Annotated in this window: 15 protein-coding genes, 3 rRNA genes and 1 riboswitch; of the genes, 14 read left to right on the top strand and 4 right to left on the bottom strand. The window is 43.3% G+C overall.

Annotation, left to right across the window (positions count from 1 at the left end):
* Positions 1 to 108: 108 nt before the first annotated feature.
* From CJ190_RS07450 to CJ190_RS07415, 8 genes are all read left to right on the top strand, one after another.
* Complete coding sequence (locus CJ190_RS07450) at positions 109 to 852, top strand: MFS transporter (protein WP_224783437.1); 744 nt, start codon at positions 109 to 111, stop codon at positions 850 to 852.
* Positions 853 to 864: 12 nt separating this feature from the next.
* Entirely contained in the window at positions 865 to 1,356 is a 492-nt protein-coding gene (locus tag CJ190_RS07445) for an MFS transporter (protein WP_224783436.1), read from the top strand.
* Between the two features lie 37 nt (positions 1,357 to 1,393).
* Positions 1,394 to 1,438, top strand: a riboswitch (PreQ1 riboswitch).
* 6 nt (positions 1,439 to 1,444) lie between these two features.
* A complete protein-coding gene (locus tag CJ190_RS07440; RefSeq protein WP_060778710.1) occupies positions 1,445 to 1,948 on the top strand; it encodes a QueT transporter family protein in 504 nt (167 codons plus the stop codon).
* A gap of 461 nt (positions 1,949 to 2,409) precedes the next feature.
* The gene (locus CJ190_RS07435; RefSeq protein ID WP_064293254.1) at positions 2,410 to 3,147 is read left to right on the top strand and encodes a MerR family transcriptional regulator; all 738 of its coding nucleotides are present in this window, start codon (positions 2,410 to 2,412) and stop codon (positions 3,145 to 3,147) included.
* A complete protein-coding gene (locus tag CJ190_RS07430) occupies positions 3,140 to 3,343 on the top strand; it encodes a PLDc N-terminal domain-containing protein (RefSeq protein WP_064293252.1) in 204 nt (67 codons plus the stop codon). Before CJ190_RS07435 ends, CJ190_RS07430 begins: the two co-directional genes overlap by 8 nt.
* A complete protein-coding gene (locus tag CJ190_RS07425) occupies positions 3,343 to 4,239 on the top strand; it encodes an ABC transporter ATP-binding protein (RefSeq protein ID WP_070597943.1) in 897 nt (298 codons plus the stop codon). Before CJ190_RS07430 ends, CJ190_RS07425 begins: the two co-directional genes overlap by 1 nt.
* The gene (locus tag CJ190_RS07420) at positions 4,236 to 5,006 is read left to right on the top strand and encodes an ABC transporter permease (protein ID WP_082888693.1); all 771 of its coding nucleotides are present in this window, start codon (positions 4,236 to 4,238) and stop codon (positions 5,004 to 5,006) included. The genes CJ190_RS07425 and CJ190_RS07420 overlap by 4 nt, the downstream gene beginning before the upstream one ends.
* A gap of 206 nt (positions 5,007 to 5,212) precedes the next feature.
* Positions 5,213 to 6,538, top strand: coding sequence for a hemolysin family protein (locus tag CJ190_RS07415; RefSeq protein WP_064293250.1), 1,326 nt, complete (start codon positions 5,213 to 5,215; stop codon positions 6,536 to 6,538).
* 57 nt (positions 6,539 to 6,595) lie between these two features.
* Here the strand turns inward: CJ190_RS07415 and CJ190_RS07410 are convergent, their stop codons facing one another.
* Positions 6,596 to 6,967, bottom strand: a complete 372-nt coding sequence (locus CJ190_RS07410; protein WP_064293249.1) for a thioesterase family protein — start codon at positions 6,965 to 6,967, stop codon at positions 6,596 to 6,598.
* Positions 6,968 to 7,404: 437 nt separating this feature from the next.
* Between CJ190_RS07410 and CJ190_RS07405 the strand changes: the two genes are divergently transcribed.
* The 3 genes from CJ190_RS07405 to rrf all read left to right on the top strand — a co-directional run bounded on the left by CJ190_RS07405 (position 7,405) and on the right by rrf (position 12,260).
* Positions 7,405 to 8,952 (top strand): 16S ribosomal RNA (locus CJ190_RS07405).
* Positions 8,953 to 9,163: 211 nt separating this feature from the next.
* A 23S ribosomal RNA gene (locus CJ190_RS07400) occupies positions 9,164 to 12,067 on the top strand.
* A gap of 77 nt (positions 12,068 to 12,144) precedes the next feature.
* Positions 12,145 to 12,260, top strand: a 5S ribosomal RNA gene (gene rrf, locus CJ190_RS07395).
* Together the 16S, 23S and 5S rRNA genes form the textbook arrangement of a ribosomal RNA operon.
* Positions 12,261 to 12,345: 85 nt before the next feature.
* On the opposite strand, the gene CJ190_RS07390 is transcribed toward rrf, so the two are convergent.
* A complete protein-coding gene (locus tag CJ190_RS07390) occupies positions 12,346 to 13,875 on the bottom strand; it encodes an IS1182 family transposase (protein ID WP_101602523.1) in 1,530 nt (509 codons plus the stop codon).
* A gap of 320 nt (positions 13,876 to 14,195) precedes the next feature.
* Complete coding sequence (locus tag CJ190_RS07385) at positions 14,196 to 15,521, bottom strand: ISL3 family transposase (protein ID WP_101562096.1); 1,326 nt, start codon at positions 15,519 to 15,521, stop codon at positions 14,196 to 14,198.
* Positions 15,522 to 15,872: 351 nt separating this feature from the next.
* Here CJ190_RS07385 and CJ190_RS07380 point away from each other — a divergent pair, with 351 nt between their 5' ends.
* On the top strand, positions 15,873 to 16,415 hold the full coding sequence (locus tag CJ190_RS07380) for a 5' nucleotidase, NT5C type (protein WP_064292861.1): 543 nt from the start codon (positions 15,873 to 15,875) through the stop codon (positions 16,413 to 16,415).
* A gap of 23 nt (positions 16,416 to 16,438) precedes the next feature.
* On the opposite strand, the gene CJ190_RS07375 is transcribed toward CJ190_RS07380, so the two are convergent.
* Positions 16,439 to 17,383, bottom strand: coding sequence for a glycosyltransferase family 2 protein (locus tag CJ190_RS07375; protein WP_064292862.1), 945 nt, complete (start codon positions 17,381 to 17,383; stop codon positions 16,439 to 16,441).
* 141 nt (positions 17,384 to 17,524) lie between these two features.
* Between CJ190_RS07375 and CJ190_RS07370 the strand changes: the two genes are divergently transcribed.
* The gene (locus tag CJ190_RS07370) at positions 17,525 to 17,890 is read left to right on the top strand and encodes a thioredoxin domain-containing protein (RefSeq protein WP_082888651.1); all 366 of its coding nucleotides are present in this window, start codon (positions 17,525 to 17,527) and stop codon (positions 17,888 to 17,890) included.
* Between the two features lie 130 nt (positions 17,891 to 18,020).
* Complete coding sequence (locus CJ190_RS07365) at positions 18,021 to 18,467, top strand: ribonuclease domain-containing protein (RefSeq protein WP_083307078.1); 447 nt, start codon at positions 18,021 to 18,023, stop codon at positions 18,465 to 18,467.
* The last annotated feature ends 9 nt before the right edge of the window (positions 18,468 to 18,476 follow it).

The following is an 18,476-nucleotide window of genomic DNA, read 5'->3' as shown; positions in this document are numbered from 1 at the left end:
AATTGACAAGGACTCGCTTGCTGTATATAATCATTAAATTAATTTAAAAGTAAACTAAAAATTCAGGTTCAGTGATGACGAGAAATCGATGATTAGTGGTCAAGGAAAGTGTTCTCTGGTCATTTTATTGAAAGTAGCGAAAGGGGTGAATTGATTTTGAGAGGAAATAAAAAGTTATCTTTTAGAAAGGGTTACCCTTTACTGGCAAATTATGGGATCTCCTTAATGGGTGATAGCCTTTTCTTATTTGCCATCAATTGGTTTCTCGTTGCTCAAACGCAAAATACGGCCTTACTAGGGAAAATAAATAGTATTAGTACTGCAATTTTATTGTTTTCCAATATTCTAGTCGGACCATTTGTTGATCAATTGAATCGAAAAAAATTATTAATCTTTTCCGACTTAATGAGCTTTTTCGCCTGCTTAGCTTGTTCTGTATTATATAAAGATTATCTTGATGATCAATTAATATTAATTCTTACCAGTGCGATCTTGAGCCTTGCACTGGCCATCAATTCCCCCGCAGCCAAGGCCATCGTCCCTCATGTGGTTTTAGGGGAGGCTATTGAACGCTTTAATTCTATCCAAAATACCCTATCAAGTATCATTAAGGTAGGCGCTCCGATTATCGGTTCGCTTATTCTCTCCCTTAATAATAATTTTAATTTTTTTATCCTGATAAACGCCTTATCCTTTTTATTATCAGCGCTAATCATTGCTTCTGTGCCTTACCATGAAAGTAATCACTTATCGACTAGTCAGTCCTTTCAATTTCACACCCATTTTGTCTCTGGCTTAATGTATGTATGTAGTATGAAAAAGATTTTAGGGGTCATGGTCTTTATTTCCTAATTAAACTTTATAATGACTTCTTATGAATTAGTTATTCCCTATGCCATCAATGTTTTATTAAAGGAGTCTGATAAGATATATAGCCTGGTCCTTAGTACAGAAGCTCTGGGTGGTATTCTTGGAGGCGTGATACTAAGCTATCGTGGGAGTGGCCAATCAGAAGAAAGCTTTATCCAAGACGTCAAGTATCTAGCAGTCGTCTTGTTAATGGCGGGATTCTTTCAGAATCTTTTCTTTATATTCCTGTGTGCCTGGGTAAATGGCTTTTTCCTGGTTCAAATTAACGCTAAGGTGTTTACCATTATCCAAAAGCATAGTGACCAGGAATTTTTAGGTCGGGTATTTTCCTTACTCTTTGTTTTTAGCTCTTTGTTTTCACCTTTAGCCAATGGTGTATTTGGCCAGCTCATTCCGCTCGTGCAATGGCATAGCTTTACTGCGGCTGGAATAGGGGTAGTTGTGGTTTCCTATAGCATCAAGAAGTTATTTTTTGAGAGACCATAAAGACCTCTTTCAGGAGAAATAATTGTGTTACAATGGGGTGTGCGTTGTTCGAAACCATCCAACGTAAAAAAACTAGGAGGAAAATATTATGCAAGAGAATAAAACCCGGCCCTTAGTCATTAATGCCTTAGTGGCTGCGATTTATGTGGTGATCTACTTTATCGCCCCGCAAATCGCTTATGGACCGATTCAATTTCGTCTATCTGAAGGGCTTAACCATTTGAACGCTTTTGACCGCCGCTATAAATGGGGTGTGGTGGCAGGTGTTTTCATTGCCAATTTCTATGGCTTTGCCAATGGCTTAGGTTGGTATGACCTGGTCTTTGGGACCTTCCATACGGTGATTAGTTTCTTGATTTGTGATTGGATCTACCCTAAGCTTCCTTCCGTTAAGGCCCGCTTAGGCGCGACGACAGTGATTTTCTCATTGATGATTTTCATTGTGGCTTTTGAATTGAATTTAGCCTTCCAATTACCTTTCTGGTACACCTACTTCACCTTAGTGGTCAGCGAGCTGATTGTTTTAGCCATCACAGCACCACTCATGTACTGGATCGACCGTCAAGTCCACTTCCACGAAAAAATCGCATAAGGACATTTGATATAGAATTTGTATGTGAAGAGAGTGTGACAAAAGTCAAAAGAGCTCTGAAGAGCTACGCATACTATATCTGTAACTCGCTAGCGCTTCGAACAGCTATAGCAACTGGAGCAAACTATGGAAGATAGGCGAAAGCCTATCGCACATAGTTTGTGAAGTGGACGTCAGAGCTGACTTTTGGAACACGTTTTGAATAGATAGTTCGTATTTAAAAAAGAAGCTAGGTTTTCCCTAGCTTTTTTTATCCAAAATTTTAAATAGTATGTATTCACAAAATAGATAAGAGCTGAGAAGAGAAAAAATGACTGTCTGTTGAAGTCTTTGCCTAAAAAGGAAATTTTTTTGAAAAAATATGGGGAAAAGACTTGCTCGTGACCTTGCGTCATAAGCTAATCTACAGGCAGAAAGGAGGAAAAGCAATGCTTAATGAAGAGAAGAAAGGAAGTGAATCGATGGCAACTTATACAAGTGGTGAATTGGCTAAATTAGCGGGGGTGACTGTGAGAACGGTCCAGTACTACCACAAACGCGGTCTGGTTCTTCCCACCAGTATTTCTGAAGGGGGTCGGCGTTTATACTCCCAAGGCGACCTCAATCAAATGAAGACGATCTGCTTTTTGAAAGATCTGGGCTTTTCCCTGGACGATATTAAACAAGTCCTAGATGAGGACAATGCCCGGGACTTGATTGATTTATTAATCGACCAACAGATCCAAGCCCTGGAGGCCAAGCGCCAAGAAGAAGAAGCCCAGCTTGACCGGCTAAGGGCCCTGCAAAAAAGCCTCAATTCATTTACTGACCTTTCTGCCACTGGCTTATCGAGCATTGCCAAAATGATGAATAAACGCAAACATGTTCAACAATTACATCTTTTTATCCTATTAACGGCTTTGCCGATCAGCCTCTTAGCAGGTTTGGCGATTTTCTTACTGGTGACTCAGGGGAACTTTGCCTGGTTGGCCCTCTATTTCATCCTGGCTATTCCTTATGGACTTGGTATTAGCCGTTATTATTTCAAACAAGTGGCCTATATTTGTCCGGAATGTCATTATGACTTTCAACCGGACCTGATGGCAGCAATTTTTGCTAAACATACCCCTTATACCCGAAAACTAACTTGTCCGCATTGCCACTACCATGGCTATTGCGTCGAAACTCTCGCTCAGAAAGAAGGAGACCATCATGAATAACTTGAGTGAATATTTACCCTTTTTAATTCCTGTTATCGTCTTACAAGTTGCTTTGTTAGTTTACACCCTCCACCATATCCTCACCCACAAGACCTATAAAAGAGGGGGGCGGACCTTCTGGTTGGTCGTGGTGGTCGTCTTGATGCAATTTGTTGGTCCTATTCTCTATCTCATCTTCGGTAAGGAGGAGGACTGATGGCAATTTTGACCTTGGACCAAGTATCCAAAAAATTCGGTAGTCATACCATCCTCGATGATTTATCCATGACGGTGCCCCAAGGGAGTGTCTTTGGTTTTATCGGAAGAAATGGGGCCGGTAAGACCACTACCATGAAACTTATCCTGGGACTCATGTCCGCCGACCAGGGGCAAATTTTTGTCAAGGATGAGCGGGTTAGCTATGGTCAAACCCAAACCAACCGCTATATTGGCTACCTGCCGGATGTGCCGGCCTTCTATCCCTTTATGAACGGAGAAGAATACCTGCGCTTTTTGGGACAGATTGCTGGCATGTCAGTCAGTGATTCTAAGAAACGGAGCCAGGAGCTCTTAGACCTGGTCGGCCTAGCCCAAGACAAGCAGCGGATTAAGGGCTATTCGCGGGGCATGAAGCAGCGCTTAGGGATTGCCCAAGCTCTGATGGGTCGGCCACAATTATTAATTTGCGACGAACCCACTTCGGCCTTGGACCCCCTAGGAAGGCGGGATATTCTAGCGATTCTATCTAATATTCGCCAGGAAACCACGGTGCTTTTTTCCACCCATATCTTGTCAGACGTTGAAAAGGTGTGTAGCCATGTGGCCCTCTTAAACCAAGGGCAGATTGCTTTAGCTGGCCCCTTGGAAAACTTGACTCATCAGGTGGGCGGACCGAGCTACCAGGTGGAACTGGAGCAGGCTGAAGACCGCTTGAGCTTTCAAGCGGCCTTTCCCAAGAGCCAGCTTGACCAGACCGGTAAGTTGCGCTTTTCTAGCCAAGATTATCCCTTAAAAGCTGTCTTAGCCTGGTTGGCTGACCAAGACTTAACGCTCAGGCAGGTTGAGCGGGTAGAGACGTCTTTAGATGATTTGTTTCAAGAGGTGGTTCGATGAAGACATTAATGACTTTACTGAAGAAAGAATTTTTAGCCCAGTGGCGGGGCGGCCAGCTTTTTATTTTAATTCTGGTTTTCTTTGTCATTGGTTTAATGAATACCGCCTTGGCCTTAGCAACTCCTTGGATGCTGGAACAAATTGCTAGCCAAGACAACGGCCTAGCCATCCAGGTTCAAGCGGTAGAAGTGACGGCGACCATGGCCTGGGAGCAATTTTTTAAGAACCTGCCCCTAGCCATGCTCTGCTTTGTCTTTTTGGAGAGTCAGCTCTTGACTAAGGAATACCAGACGGGGACCTTGATTCTGGTCTTGACCAAGGGCTTGAAACGGAGCCAATTCCTCCTCGCCAAATTTATCTTCCTACTCACCCTTTGGACGGGGGCCTATAGTATTTGCTGGTTAACCACCTTAACTTATACCCAGTATTATTTAGGTAGTGTTAACCAGGATGATTTAACCCTTGCTCTCTTAGCCTGGTATGGCTTTGGACTCTTGGTTGTCAGTCTCATCTTAGTGGCTTCCACCCTGGCGACTTCCTCTAGCGGAGTCCTAGTGACCTTGTTTGCTAGTCTCTTAGTCTTTTATGTGCTGAGTGTCTTCCCACAAAGTAAGGATTATTCTCCGATCCTCTTAACGGAAGGCAAGGCCCTATTAGGAGAAAGTTTGGATTTTGAAGCTTACCGTCAAGCGGTTTATACCACGGCAGGGTTGATCCTGAGCAGTCTTTGTCTCAGTTTTCCCCTCTTTAACCGCCGGCAATTGTAAATTTTATCGCTTAGCGCTTGCTGACATTTGAATAGATGTTTTTGCCCGGCTAGTCCGGGCCTTTTTTATAGAAAGAGAAGATAGATCAGGGAAGGCTAGGTTTTCCCTTAGAGAATGCTTGGAGCAAAGTATAGACGGGCGAAAAAAATTATAATATACTAGACTAATATAAAGACATTTTTGAAGCAATGAAGGAGAAATGATATATGGAAGATCCGGGGGCCTCTTCGATCCTAGGACAAATAATTTTAATACTGGTATTAACCTTAATTAACGCTTTCTTAGCTGGGGCAGAAATGGCCTTTGTTTCTGTTAACCAAGGGAAGATCAACCAATTGGCTGAGGAGGGTGACCGCCGTGCTGTAAAAGTGGTTCAATTACTGGACAAGTCGGATGACTTTCTGTCTACCATTCAGGTAGGAATCACTTTTGCTGGCTTCCTGTCCTCGGCATCGGCTGCCAATACCTTTGTGGGCTACATCTTGCCTTATTTGGCCAATATTCCCGCTGCCGAAATTCTAGCTACGGCAATCGTTACGGTGATTTTGTCATATATCTCCCTAGTTTTTGGGGAGCTCTTCCCTAAGCAAGTCGCCATCCAGATACCAGAGAAGTACTGCCTGTTCTCGGCAGGAACGATATCATTCTTAAATAAAGTGTTTACCCCTTTCGTCTGGTTATTAACCGCCTCGACTGACGTCTTAAAGGCGATCGCGCCGATCGACTTTACCCAAAGAGAAGAACGCCTGACCCGTTCAGAAATGCGGAAGTTAATTGAGAGTGGCCGCAATGACGGGATTATTGATATGGATGAATTCCGGATGATGCAAGGGGTGCTCTCCTTGGATTCCAAGCTGGCTAAGGGCGTGATGGTGCCACGGACAGATACCTTTATGCTGGATATTGAAGATGACCGTGAGGAGAACTTGCAGCTCATTCTTCAGTCCCAATATTCTCGGATTCCGGTTTACCGGGATGACAAAGACGATATTCTAGGCATTGTCCATGCCAAGGATGTTTTACGGGAAGCCAACCGGGTGGGCTTTGAAAATATTCAGATGGAAAACATCATGCGCGAGCCTTACTTTGCACCGGAAACGGTCTTTATCGATGATTTGCTTTTAGAGTTTAAACGTAACCACCTCCATATGGCCATCTTAAAAGATGAATATGGGGGCGTGGTTGGTCTGGTGACCTTGGAAGATTTGATTGAAGTCATTGTCGGGGACATTGAAGATGAGTACGATGAAATGTCCTTTAAATATAAGAAAGTTAGTGATGACACCTATATCATTGACGGAAGTATGCCGATTGATAAGTTTAATCAGCTATTCAATGCCCATATCTATTCGGGCGACTCCGATACCATGGCCGGCATTATTATTGAACACTTGGGTCGTTTTCCCCAAGATACTATTAACGAAAGCATCCAAGTTGATGACTATCTCTTCACCACAACCGATGTAGATGATGGACGGATTCGTAAAATCAAAGTCCACTACCAACCCCGTGAAGAAGGCGATGACGAATAATAAAAAGCCTAAGTTGACCTTGAGCGCTTAAAGACGCTGGGCCACTTAGGCTTTTTTCTATTGAAGGGATGAATTGTCTTGGGTTTTCTTCATAAAGCTTTCCTTATTGACTTTCACTCGACGGTGGTCTAAACGACCAATTAATTGGTCTTGGCAATAGGCTTGCATTTGGAAATGGTAATGACGATCATCGTGGTCAACCAATTCACAGTGAATGCGGATTTCTTCATTCAAGAGACTTGGAGCCAAATGTTCTAACTGAGCATTGGTTCCTACGGTTGTTTCGTCTTCCGCTAAGTAGTCTTTCAAAAATCGTACTGCTGCATTTTCGAAATAACCTAAGAGCCAGGGGCTGGAAAGCACTTCTAAACTTCCCGAGCCGACTTGATTAGCCAATTGGTGGGGTAAAACAGTAAAATAGGTATCCATAGTAATCCTCCTTGAGCTGCTAATAAAAATTTAAATTAATTATACCATAGCTGTTGACAATATCTAAATAAGCTGGTACTCTATTAGAGTTGCTTGAGAGCGAACAGCTCCCCAGCAAAAAATATTTCAGAAAGCTATTGACAAAATCTTCTGAATGATTATATAATATAGTTCCTGGCTAAGAGCTTTTGCCAACAAAACTTTAGAAAATGAAAATAATTTAAAAAAGTTGTTGACAAAAATCTAAAAGCTATGGTATACTAATTAAGTCGCTGTCGCAGAAGACAGCAAGATTAGACCTTTGAAAACTGAACAAAGAAGACGAACCAAATGTGTAGGGCATCAACATTTTGTTGATGAACCAACAATTCAAACAATAAGTCTAGACCAGACTATAACTAGTCAGCAAACAAATGAGCTATCAACGCTCATGATTCTTTCATGAGAGTTTGATCCTGGCTCAGGACGAACGCTGGCGGCGTGCCTAATACATGCAAGTCGAGCGAACCGACGAAGTGCTTGCACTTCTGACGTTAGCGGCGGACGGGTGAGTAACACGTAAGGAACCTACCGATAAGCGGGGGACAACATCCGGAAACGGGTGCTAATACCGCATAGGAAAGGCCGCCACATGGTGGCCTTTGGAAAGACGGCTTTGCTGTCACTTATCGATGGCCTTGCGGTGCATTAGCTCGTTGGTGGGGTAACGGCCTACCAAGGCAATGATGCATAGCCGACCTGAGAGGGTAATCGGCCACATTGGGACTGAGACACGGCCCAAACTCCTACGGGAGGCAGCAGTAGGGAATCTTCCGCAATGGGCGCAAGCCTGACGGAGCAACGCCGCGTGAGTGAAGAAGGTTTTCGGATCGTAAAGCTCTGTTGTAAGAGAAGAACAAATTGGAGAGTAACTGCTCCAGTCTTGACGGTATCTTACCAGAAAGCCACGGCTAACTACGTGCCAGCAGCCGCGGTAATACGTAGGTGGCAAGCGTTGTCCGGATTTATTGGGCGTAAAGGGGGCGCAGGCGGTTTCTTAAGTCTGATGTGAAAGCCCACGGCTTAACCGTGGAAGTGCATTGGAAACTGGGGAACTTGAGTACAGAAGAGGAAAGTGGAACTCCATGTGTAGCGGTGGAATGCGTAGATATATGGAAGAACACCAGTGGCGAAGGCGACTTTCTGGTCTGTCACTGACGCTGAGGCCCGAAAGCGTGGGTAGCAAACAGGATTAGATACCCTGGTAGTCCACGCCGTAAACGATGAGTGCTAGGTGTTGGAGGGTTTCCACCCTTCAGTGCCGGAGTTAACGCATTAAGCACTCCGCCTGGGGAGTACGGCCGCAAGGCTGAAACTCAAAGGAATTGACGGGGACCCGCACAAGCGGTGGAGCATGTGGTTTAATTCGAAGCAACGCGAAGAACCTTACCAAGTCTTGACATCCTTTGACCACTCTAGAGATAGAGCTTTCCCTTCGGGGACAAAGTGACAGGTGGTGCATGGTTGTCGTCAGCTCGTGTCGTGAGATGTTGGGTTAAGTCCCGCAACGAGCGCAACCCTTATTGTTAGTTGCCAGCATTGAGTTGGGCACTCTAGCGAGACTGCCGGTGACAAACCGGAGGAAGGCGGGGATGACGTCAAATCATCATGCCCCTTATGACTTGGGCTACACACGTGCTACAATGGATGGTACAACGAGCAGCGACCTTGTGAAAGCAAGCGAATCTCTTAAAGCCATTCTCAGTTCGGATTGTAGTCTGCAACTCGACTACATGAAGCCGGAATCGCTAGTAATCGCGGATCAGCACGCCGCGGTGAATACGTTCCCGGGTCTTGTACACACCGCCCGTCACACCACGAGAGTTTGTAACACCTGAAGTCGGTGAGGTAACCTTTGGAGCCAGCCGCCGAAGGTGGGGCAGATGATTGGGGTGAAGTCGTAACAAGGTAGCCGTAGGTGAACCTGCGGCTGGATCACCTCCTTTCTAAGGATATATTCGGAATACATATTTGAGTCTTCTTTGTTTAGTTTTGAGAGGTCTAACTCTCTATTGTTCTTTGAAAACTGAATACTATCATAACATTCCGCATTTCTATTTTTTGCGAGATAGAAATGTTAATAAACCAATTTTACCAAGCGTAAAAACCGAAAAAGAAAGAGTTTTAAAACTTTTCGCATCATACAACTTAACCGGTGGTTAAGTGAATAAGGGCGTACGGTGAATGCCTTGGCACTAGGAGCCGATGAAGGACGGGACGAACACCGATATGCTTCGGGGAGCTGTAAGTAAGCTTTGATCCGGAGATTTCCGAATGGGGGAACCTCATTGTTTTTATCGACAATGGTCCACTCAGTGAACACATAGCTGAGTGGAAGGTAGACGTGGTGAACTGAAACATCTCAGTAGCCACAGGAAGAGAAAGAAAAATCGATTTCCCGAGTAGCGGCGAGCGAAACGGAAAGAGGCCAAACCAGCGTGCTTGCATGCTGGGGTTGTAGGACTGATGGACGGGAGTGAATGAGCTAGTCGAACGCCATGGAAAGGGCGATCAGAGAGGGTGACAATCCCGTAGGCGAAAGCTCAACCACCTCATTCAGTATCCTGAGTACGGCGGTACACGTGAAATTCCGTCGGAATCCGCCAGGACCATCTGGCAAGCCTAAATACTCCCTAGTGACCGATAGTGAACCAGTACCGTGAGGGAAAGGTGAAAAGCACCCCGGAAGGGGAGTGAAAGAGTACCTGAAACCGTATGCCTACAAGCAGTCAGAGCCCGTTAAGGGGTGATGGCGTACTTTTTGTAGAACGGACCGGCGAGTGACGATAGCAAGCAAGGTTAAGCTGAAGAAGCGGAGCCACAGCGAAAGCGAGTCTGAAGAGGGCGTTGAGTTTGTTGTCGTCGACCCGAAACCAAGTGATCTACTCATGTCCAGGCTGAAGGTGTGGTAAAACACACTGGAGGGCCGAACCCACGTCTGTTGAAAAAGGCGGGGATGAGGTGTGGGTAGCGGTGAAATTCCAATCGAACTTGGAGATAGCTGGTTCTCTCCGAAATAGCTTTAGGGCTAGCCTCGGATGATGACTATTGGAGGTAGAGCACTGTTTGATCGAGGGGTCCATCCTGGATTACCGACATCTGATAAACTCCGAATGCCAAATAGTTTAGTCCGGGAGTCAGACTGCGAGTGATAAGATCCGTAGTCGAAAGGGAAAGAGCCCAGACCACCAGCTAAGGTCCCAAAGTTTCAGTTAAGTGGAAAAGGATGTGGGGTTGCTTAGACAACTAGGATGTTGGCTTAGAAGCAGCCATCATTGAAAGAGTGCGTAATAGCTCACTAGTCGAGTGACCCTGCGCCGAAAATGTACCGGGGCTAAACTGAACACCGAAGCTGTGGATCCGTAGGATGGTAGGAGAGCGTTCTATAGGCAGAGAAGCATGATCGTGAGGACATGTGGAGCGTATAGAAGTGAGAATGCCGGTATGAGTAGCGAAAGACGGGTGAGAATCCCGTCCACCGAATGACTAAGGTTTCCTGGGGAAGGCTCGTCCTCCCAGGGTTAGTCGGGACCTAAGCCGAGACCGAAAGGGATAGGCGATGGACAACAGGTTGAGATTCCTGTACTTGTTTGATTTGTTTGAGCGATGGAAGGACACAGAAGGCTAAGCGGAGCGCGGAGATGGAAAGACGCGTCCAAGCAATGAGTGAGAAGGTGAGTGAAAGGCTTGCCTCAGGCTTCATGAGTTGTGACGGGGAGGGAAGTTTAGTACCGAAGCCGCCGACGTCACGCTGTCAAGAAAAGTTTCTAGTGAGAATCAAACAACCCGTACCGCAAACCGACACAGGTAGTCGAGTGGAGAACACTAAGGTGAGCGAGCGAACTCTCGTTAAGGAACTCGGCAAAATGACCCCGTAACTTCGGGAGAAGGGGTGCTGACCGCAAGGTCAGCCGCAGTGAATAGGCCCAAGCGACTGTTTATCAAAAACATAGGTCTCTGCCAAATCGAAAGATGATGTATAGAGGCTGACGCCTGCCCGGTGCTGGAAGGTTAAGAGGAAGGGTTAGCGTATGCGAAGCTCTGAATTGAAGCCCCAGTAAACGGCGGCCGTAACTATAACGGTCCTAAGGTAGCGAAATTCCTTGTCAGGTAAGTTCTGACCCGCACGAAAGGCGTAACGATTTGGGCACTGTCTCAACGAGAGGCTCGGTGAAATTGTAGTACCAGTGAAGATGCTGGTTACCCGCGACAGGACGGAAAGACCCCATGGAGCTTTACTGTAGGTTGATATTGAATGTTTGTGCCACATGTACAGGATAGGTAGGAGCCATCGAAGTCGGGACGCTAGTCTCGATGGAGGCACTGGTGGGATACTACCCTTGTGGGATGACCATTCTAACCCGCGACCATTAGCTGGTCGGGAGACAGTGTCAGTCAGGCAGTTTGACTGGGGCGGTCGCCTCCTAAAGTGTAACGGAGGCGCCCAAAGGTTCCCTCAGAATGGTTGGAAATCATTCGCAGAGTGTAAAGGCAGAAGGGAGCTTGACTGCGAGACCTACAAGTCGAGCAGGGACGAAAGTCGGGCTTAGTGATCCGGTGGTTCCGCATGGAAGGGCCATCGCTCAACGGATAAAAGCTACCCTGGGGATAACAGGCTTATCTCCCCCAAGAGTTCACATCGACGGGGAGGTTTGGCACCTCGATGTCGGCTCATCGCATCCTGGGGCTGAAGTCGGTCCCAAGGGTTGGGCTGTTCGCCCATTAAAGCGGTACGCGAGCTGGGTTCAGAACGTCGTGAGACAGTTCGGTCCCTATCCGTCGCGGGCGTTGGAAATTTGAGAGGAGCTGTCCTTAGTACGAGAGGACCGGGATGGACACACCGCTGGTGTACCAGTTGTTCCACCAGGAGCATGGCTGGGTAGCTATGTGTGGACGGGATAAGCGCTGAAAGCATCTAAGCGTGAAGCCCCCCTCAAGATGAGATTTCCCATACTTTGAAAGTAGTAAGACCCCTGAAAGACGATCAGGTTGATAGGTTTGGAGTGGAAGCTTAGCAATAAGTGGAGCGGACAAATACTAATCGGTCGAGGACTTATCCAAAGGATAAGGTTGTATGAGGTTTACGGAAGGCATGATAGATTCAGTTTTGAGCGAACAAGCTCAAAAAAAATAAATTGTACGGTGACGATGGCAAGAAGGACCCACCTGTATCCATCCCGAACACAGCAGTTAAGCTTCTTAGCGCCGAATGTAGTTGGGGGTTGCCCCCTGTGAGACTAGGACGTTGCCGTGCTAACTAAGGAGTCTGGGACAAAAGTCTACGGACTATAAAAAAAAAGAGAATCTACAAATTACTTAAGCGTGATTTGTAGATTCTCTTATTTTCTTGCTTTTATTTTGCTATATTTTTTCAAATTATTGGCCATGAAGGCCAATCCAACATCAGTTTTAACCTTTGTTTTCCCTCTGAGGTTAAATCGAGTGAACCCTAAAATAGCCTTTATCTGGCCAAAAACTGGTTCAACGTCAATTTTCCGTTTGGAAAAGAGCCTAGATCCTTCTTCAGATAAAAGCTTCTGTGTTTCTATATTCTTTAATTCCTGATAGTTTTTATTATAGTAAAGCGCCTTTTGCGGCGCATTTTCTGGATCCAAAGGCTTATAAACCTGAATTTCAGAAATATAACCACTCATTTTATTTTTTCGTTTTTGGAGATGACTAAAGAAATAAACCGTGCCATCAGGATGTGTGAAAGTATTACTTTGCTTATCGTAACTCCAATTATCCATATTTTTAGCTGATTTTTTATGTTTCTTTTTCTGCTCTTTATCAAACCGATTGTATTTAATCAAATGGTTAATTTTATGGTTATCTAAATAAGTAAGGTTTTCTTCGCTACCATAACCAGCATCAGCTACAATGCATTTCGGGGAATTAGGAAAACTTTCAACAAAGGGTTGTAAAGTCCGCGTATCCGTCGGATTGTGGAAAATATCATAATGAAGGACAAATTGGTTTTCAGTCGCTACTTGGATATTATATCCCGCTTTCAATTGCCCATTCATCATATGGTCATCTTTCATTCGCATGAACGTCGCATCAGGATCTGTTTTTGAATAGCTATTTCTTCCGTTAAATGTTTCAAACTGTTTGGCATACTTTTGTTTGCGAGGTAGAAAATCTTGACTCACTTTACGGTAATGTTTTTTCAAACGACGGCGTTCTTGTTTACGTTGATCTGGCCCTTTTACAGGAGTTTCCTCAATATCTTCAGTGAGTTTATCGATTTCTTCCTTAAGCACTTTAGATATCTCTTGAAGCATCGTTTCTTCTAGATCTAAATTTTCATCATATTGGATTCCAGCATCAACCATCGGTTGAATTTCATTAAAGTAATATTCACGTGAGGTCACTTTTAATCGCTCTGCATATTTTTCAGTTGCCTTTTTCCAAACAAAAGAATATTTATTGGCATTCGCTTCAATTTTAGTTCCATCGATAAAGCAATTTTCTAAATGAATTAATTTCTCTAACTTTAACTGAGTGGTAAACTCAACGAATAGATTTTCTAATAAAGATCTGCAATTTTCTGAAGAACGGAAGCGATTAATCGTTCGATAGCTAATAACTTGTTGAGCGACTAGCCACTGCATGGGTAAATTTTCAACCATCAGTTCCTCTATTTTTCTTCCGCTAAATACGCCTTTACTATAAGCATATAGAAGTGCCATGATTAAAGGCTTTGGATGATAGGCAGGACGGCCGTCCTGCGTACTGAAGCTTTCAAAGTATTTTTCATCCAGAGATTCAATAAAATTATAGATTGAAAATACAATATGATCTGGATCGATACATGCAGATAATTCTAGTGGAAGTGTTGTTTGATTCATGTTATATTGTATGTACATAAGAAGCACCCCTTAATCTTTAGTGTGGTTACTAATATTATAACAGGGTGCTTTTTTAATACCTAATTTTAAGTAAAAGGGTTAAGAAATTAGTGAAAACTAACTTCTTAACCCTTTTTGTTTTGGTTCTTTGTCAAATCGTGTTGATGAGAATTTATATAATTAATGTCATATCAGAACTGGTATGACATTTTTTAATATTTGCCGATCAAAGAAAAATGGGGACGATTAAAAGACCTCTTATTTCTTGTTTTTTCGCCATAGGCGAAAATAAAGAGTAAGAAAGCAATATCATAAATAATGAATAAGTATCACAAAGACTATGCTGCTTCTGAAAAAGTGAGAGGCCGAGGTTGAAAATCATTACATACCAATCGAGAGGCCATTATTATACGTATTCTTAAATGATCAAAACGACGATACCCATATCCTGTGCGCTTAATCAGTTTCGTTTTATTGTTCATTCCTTCTATTGGACCGTTAGATAAAGTATACGTTAAAGCTGTACAAATACCTTCTTGATATCTTTCTAACGTTTGAAAAATGGTTCGTACTCTACGTGGAAATGTGTATTTCTTGACTTCAATAAGCAAGTCTCTAAAGGACTGAATATCATGGGTATAAATACTATATTTTAGGCGATTAACGTAAGTATAGGTGCGCGATAATTCGGGAGATAAATTGGTGAGGTAATCAACAATCATCTGTTCTGAAACGAGACCGTCAAAAAGTCGATGAGTATATAAGTTTTTAAAGTCAAGTTCCCATTCATTTTTTAAAGGCAACTTCCATAGCTGCTTTAATTTGCGATAATCACGTGGTGATTGATAGCGAATCTGATTCATTAGCTGAATACGTACGGAATTGATGGCCAAATTGAGATGTTGAATGACATGAAAACGGTCAAATAGAATTTTTGCATTGGGAAAACAAGCGCGGATGACTTCGATATACGGGCTATACATATCAATTGTAACGATTTTGACGGCTTGACGACTTTGGTAAGAAAAACGCATAAAGTAGTGGATTAATTCGCTCTTTTGTCGATTTTCAACAATATCAATTAACCGATGGTTCACTGGATCAATAAAAATAAAGCTCATCGCACCACTGACATTTTTCACTGATTTAAATTCATCAAAAGAAAGGTACTGGGGCAAATAATTAAATTTAGGAAGTAATGCTTTTCCTCTTTCTTCTAGAAGTCGAATCACCGTCGATACGGAAACATTGTGTTGTTTACCAATAAGAGTCATCGCTATCGTCTCACTGAGAGCAAAAGTGATTGCATTTTTTAGCGTGTTAGAAATATAACAATTAGCAGTGACTATGGGAGTTTTAGCATTAAAAGTCCTTTGGCAGTGTTTACAAAAGAAACGTTGCTTTTTAAGACGCAAAGTAACGGGTTGCCCATCATTAATGGTTGTTAGTAAGATATCGCTTGAATAAGAACCATTTTTAACGATATCAGCTTGTGATTCGTTGATATGGCCGCAATGGGAACAGTGAGAAGGTTGGTTAGTTAAGTTCCCAAAAATAACCTTATGAACGATATTGCCTTTCTTTTCCTCCACTACTTTATCTTCAATTTCAATATTTTCATCTTTTATATTAAAGAGATTTTGTATACAATGGGATTGAGTCATGGAATCCGCCTTTCTGTGTGTTTGTTTGTATTTTCAGTATAGGCTTTCCATGGCTTTTTGTGTATAAAAAATGGTGCCAATGAAGAGCCGTTGGCTCCCATCAACACCAAATATTATAGAACCTTTGTTTTGAGACTTTTGTCCCAGACTCTTTTTCTTGCTTTCTTTTGGAATTGCCTAGGGCTCTGTGTTTTAATAGGGCATAGGATAAGTAAGTTATTAAGATCATCAAAACCGTTTACAAGACTGTGAAAACAAAAAAGCAAGCAGGACTGAATTAGTTAAAACCTGCTTGCTGGCATTAGAAGGAGAAATTACTTTTGCTTACTCGTTAAGAAAGGAAGGACGCCTATGCAAAAAATTGCTGTTGATATGGACGAAGTGATTGCGGATTTTTTAGCTAAGCAACTTCGTTTGTTTAATAAAAGCTATGATTTTCAAATTAAAAAAGAGGATCTTCATGGGAAGAACTTGGATCAATTATTTCCCCAGTACCAAAAAGCGCTCCATGATATGGTGGCTGATCCTAGTTATTTTGCTGATCTTGATGTCATAGAGGGGGCACAAAAGGCTCTTTGGCAACTCAATCAGGATTATGAAGTCTTTATTACTACGGCTGCAATGGAGTTTCCTAGTTCTTTTACTGCTAAGTATGAGTGGTTAGTCCGCAATTTTGACTTTATTCCCGATAGTCACTATGTGTTCTGTGGGAAAAAGTCGATTTTGGAGGCTGATTATTTGATTGATGATAATAGTCGTCATTTTCAAGGCTTTAATGGTAAGGGGCTGCTTTTTTCAGCCCCCCATAACTTGACCGAAAATTATCCCGACCGGCTGGATAATTGGGAGGCAGTCCTGGACTACTTTTATGGATCTGCTCGATTGACTGAATAAATTCCTAAGTAAAAAGCTTTTTATTAGTCGTCTTCTTCAAGGTTACTTTCCTTAACCAGGTAAAGTGGACGCCTTTTACTTTCCAGAAAAGTCTTGCCAATGTATTTCCCCACAATGCCGAGAGAAAGCATTTGCAAACCACCCATGAGCAAAATAATAACAATGGTTGATGTCCAGCCTGAAGTAGGATTACCAAAGAGCAGGGTACGGACCATAAAAAAGGCAGCTAGTCCTATGGCCACAATAAAGACAATGAGACCTAGGATAGCGATGATATTGAGGGGAATTTGTGAAAAAGAAATAATCCCTTCTAAGGAATATACCAAGAGATTCCAAAAACTAAAATGGCTGTGGCCAAATTGGCGTTGGTGGTTGGGAAAATCGATATAGGTCTTTTGGTAGCCGACCCAATTAAAGATCCCCTTAGAGAAACGGTTGACTTCACTCACTTTGAGGACAGAATCGACCATTTGTCGAGTCATCATGCGGTAGTCTCTTTCCCCGCTGCGAATAGGGGTGTGGGATAATTGGTTAATCAGCCAGTAAAAGAGACGGGCACATTGCGACCGAAACCAGGATTCTCCTTGCCGGTCTTGACGGCGGGTCACCACACAGTCATAGTCTTCTTCTTTGAGTTTTTGGTACATAGGGACCAATAGTTCAGGCGGGTCCTGGAGGTCGACGTCCATAATCACGACATAGTCTCCGTGGCTGTGTTGTAAGCCAGCATAGATACCTGCTTCCTTGCCAAAATTCCGGGAAAAAGCCAGGTAAGTCAGCCGCGGATCTGCTTGGCTCAGGGCCTTGATTTCTTGGAGGGTCTGGTCTGTTGATCCGTCATCAATAAAGAGGAGCTGCCAGTTCAATTGGTCAGGAAAGTGAGACATGGTCGCTAACATGGCCTGGTAGTAGGGACGGATATTATCGGCTTCATTGTAGCAAGGGATAATGATAGAAATTGACTTCAATGGGGTCACCTCATGTTTACTTTACAAGTCTGGTTCTCATGCTTACACCCTTGAGTATAGCAAAAGTCAGGACTTTTATAATTCATTTATTTTAATTTTTATGAAATTTAAGTTATTATAGTAGGGAAAGGTTGTGGAAATATGGCTTATAGTGAAAGTGAATTTAATGAAGCTGTTGAAAAATTAAACCGTGTGAACGCCAAGGACCTACTCTCTAATCTAGATAGTAAGGAAGAATCCTTAGTTTTCGTGGGTCGGCCAACTTGTCCTTATTGCCGCAAGTTCCTACCTAAATTAATTGAAATTATTGAAAGCGATGATTTAGAGTTTGCCTATCTGGATTCGACGGCCACCGCAGAAAGTGTTGCTATTCAAGAATTTAGAGAACAAGCCCAAGTGGCAACAGTACCTGCCCTAGTGCGTATCGGTGGGGAAAAACGCTTAGAAAACTTAGGCGTTGATTCCTCCGATTCAATTGAAAGCATTAGAGAGAAAATCGCCCAATAATTTCTCACTAGCGACAAAATAAAATAAGAGCAAGTCTCTCGAAAAAGGTGTCAATGCTGGGCTGGGCACCTTTTTTCTTTTAGCTAGGCTTTTGCTATAATAGAGGAAAATGAAGTAGGTGATTATAGCAATGAAGCGGTTTTTAACTTTTCTCTTAACGGGAATTTTAGCCTTTTGCCTAGCGGGTTGCCAAGAACTTGACCAAGTTTTGGATCAAGTCTCCCAGCAGGCAGGAGACCAGGTGGAGTATGGGCAGGTTTATCGCTCTGACGAAGAGGTCAGTGCCTATCTCAATGCCTACCAGGAACTTCCGCCCAACTACATCACTAAAAAACAAGCCCAGGCGGCTGGCTGGGAAAGTGATAAGGGCAATTTATGGGAAGTGACCGATAAGAAAACCATTGGTGGCGACCATTTTGGTAACTTTGAAAAGAAGCTACCGGCTGATGAAACTTACCGGGAGGCCGATGTTAATTACTACGGGGGCTATCGGGGCGATGACCGCCTGGTTTATTCCTCATCTGGTGACATCTACTATACGGATGACCACTACCAAAGTTTTAAACAGTTGTATTGAGGTGAAGAC

It is taken from the genome of Aerococcus loyolae, from assembly GCF_002871915.2.
Taxonomy (GTDB): Bacteria; Bacillota; Bacilli; order Lactobacillales; family Aerococcaceae; genus Aerococcus; species Aerococcus loyolae.
Note: the sequence above shows the minus strand (reverse complement) of the source record. Positions and strands in the feature narration are given on the sequence as shown.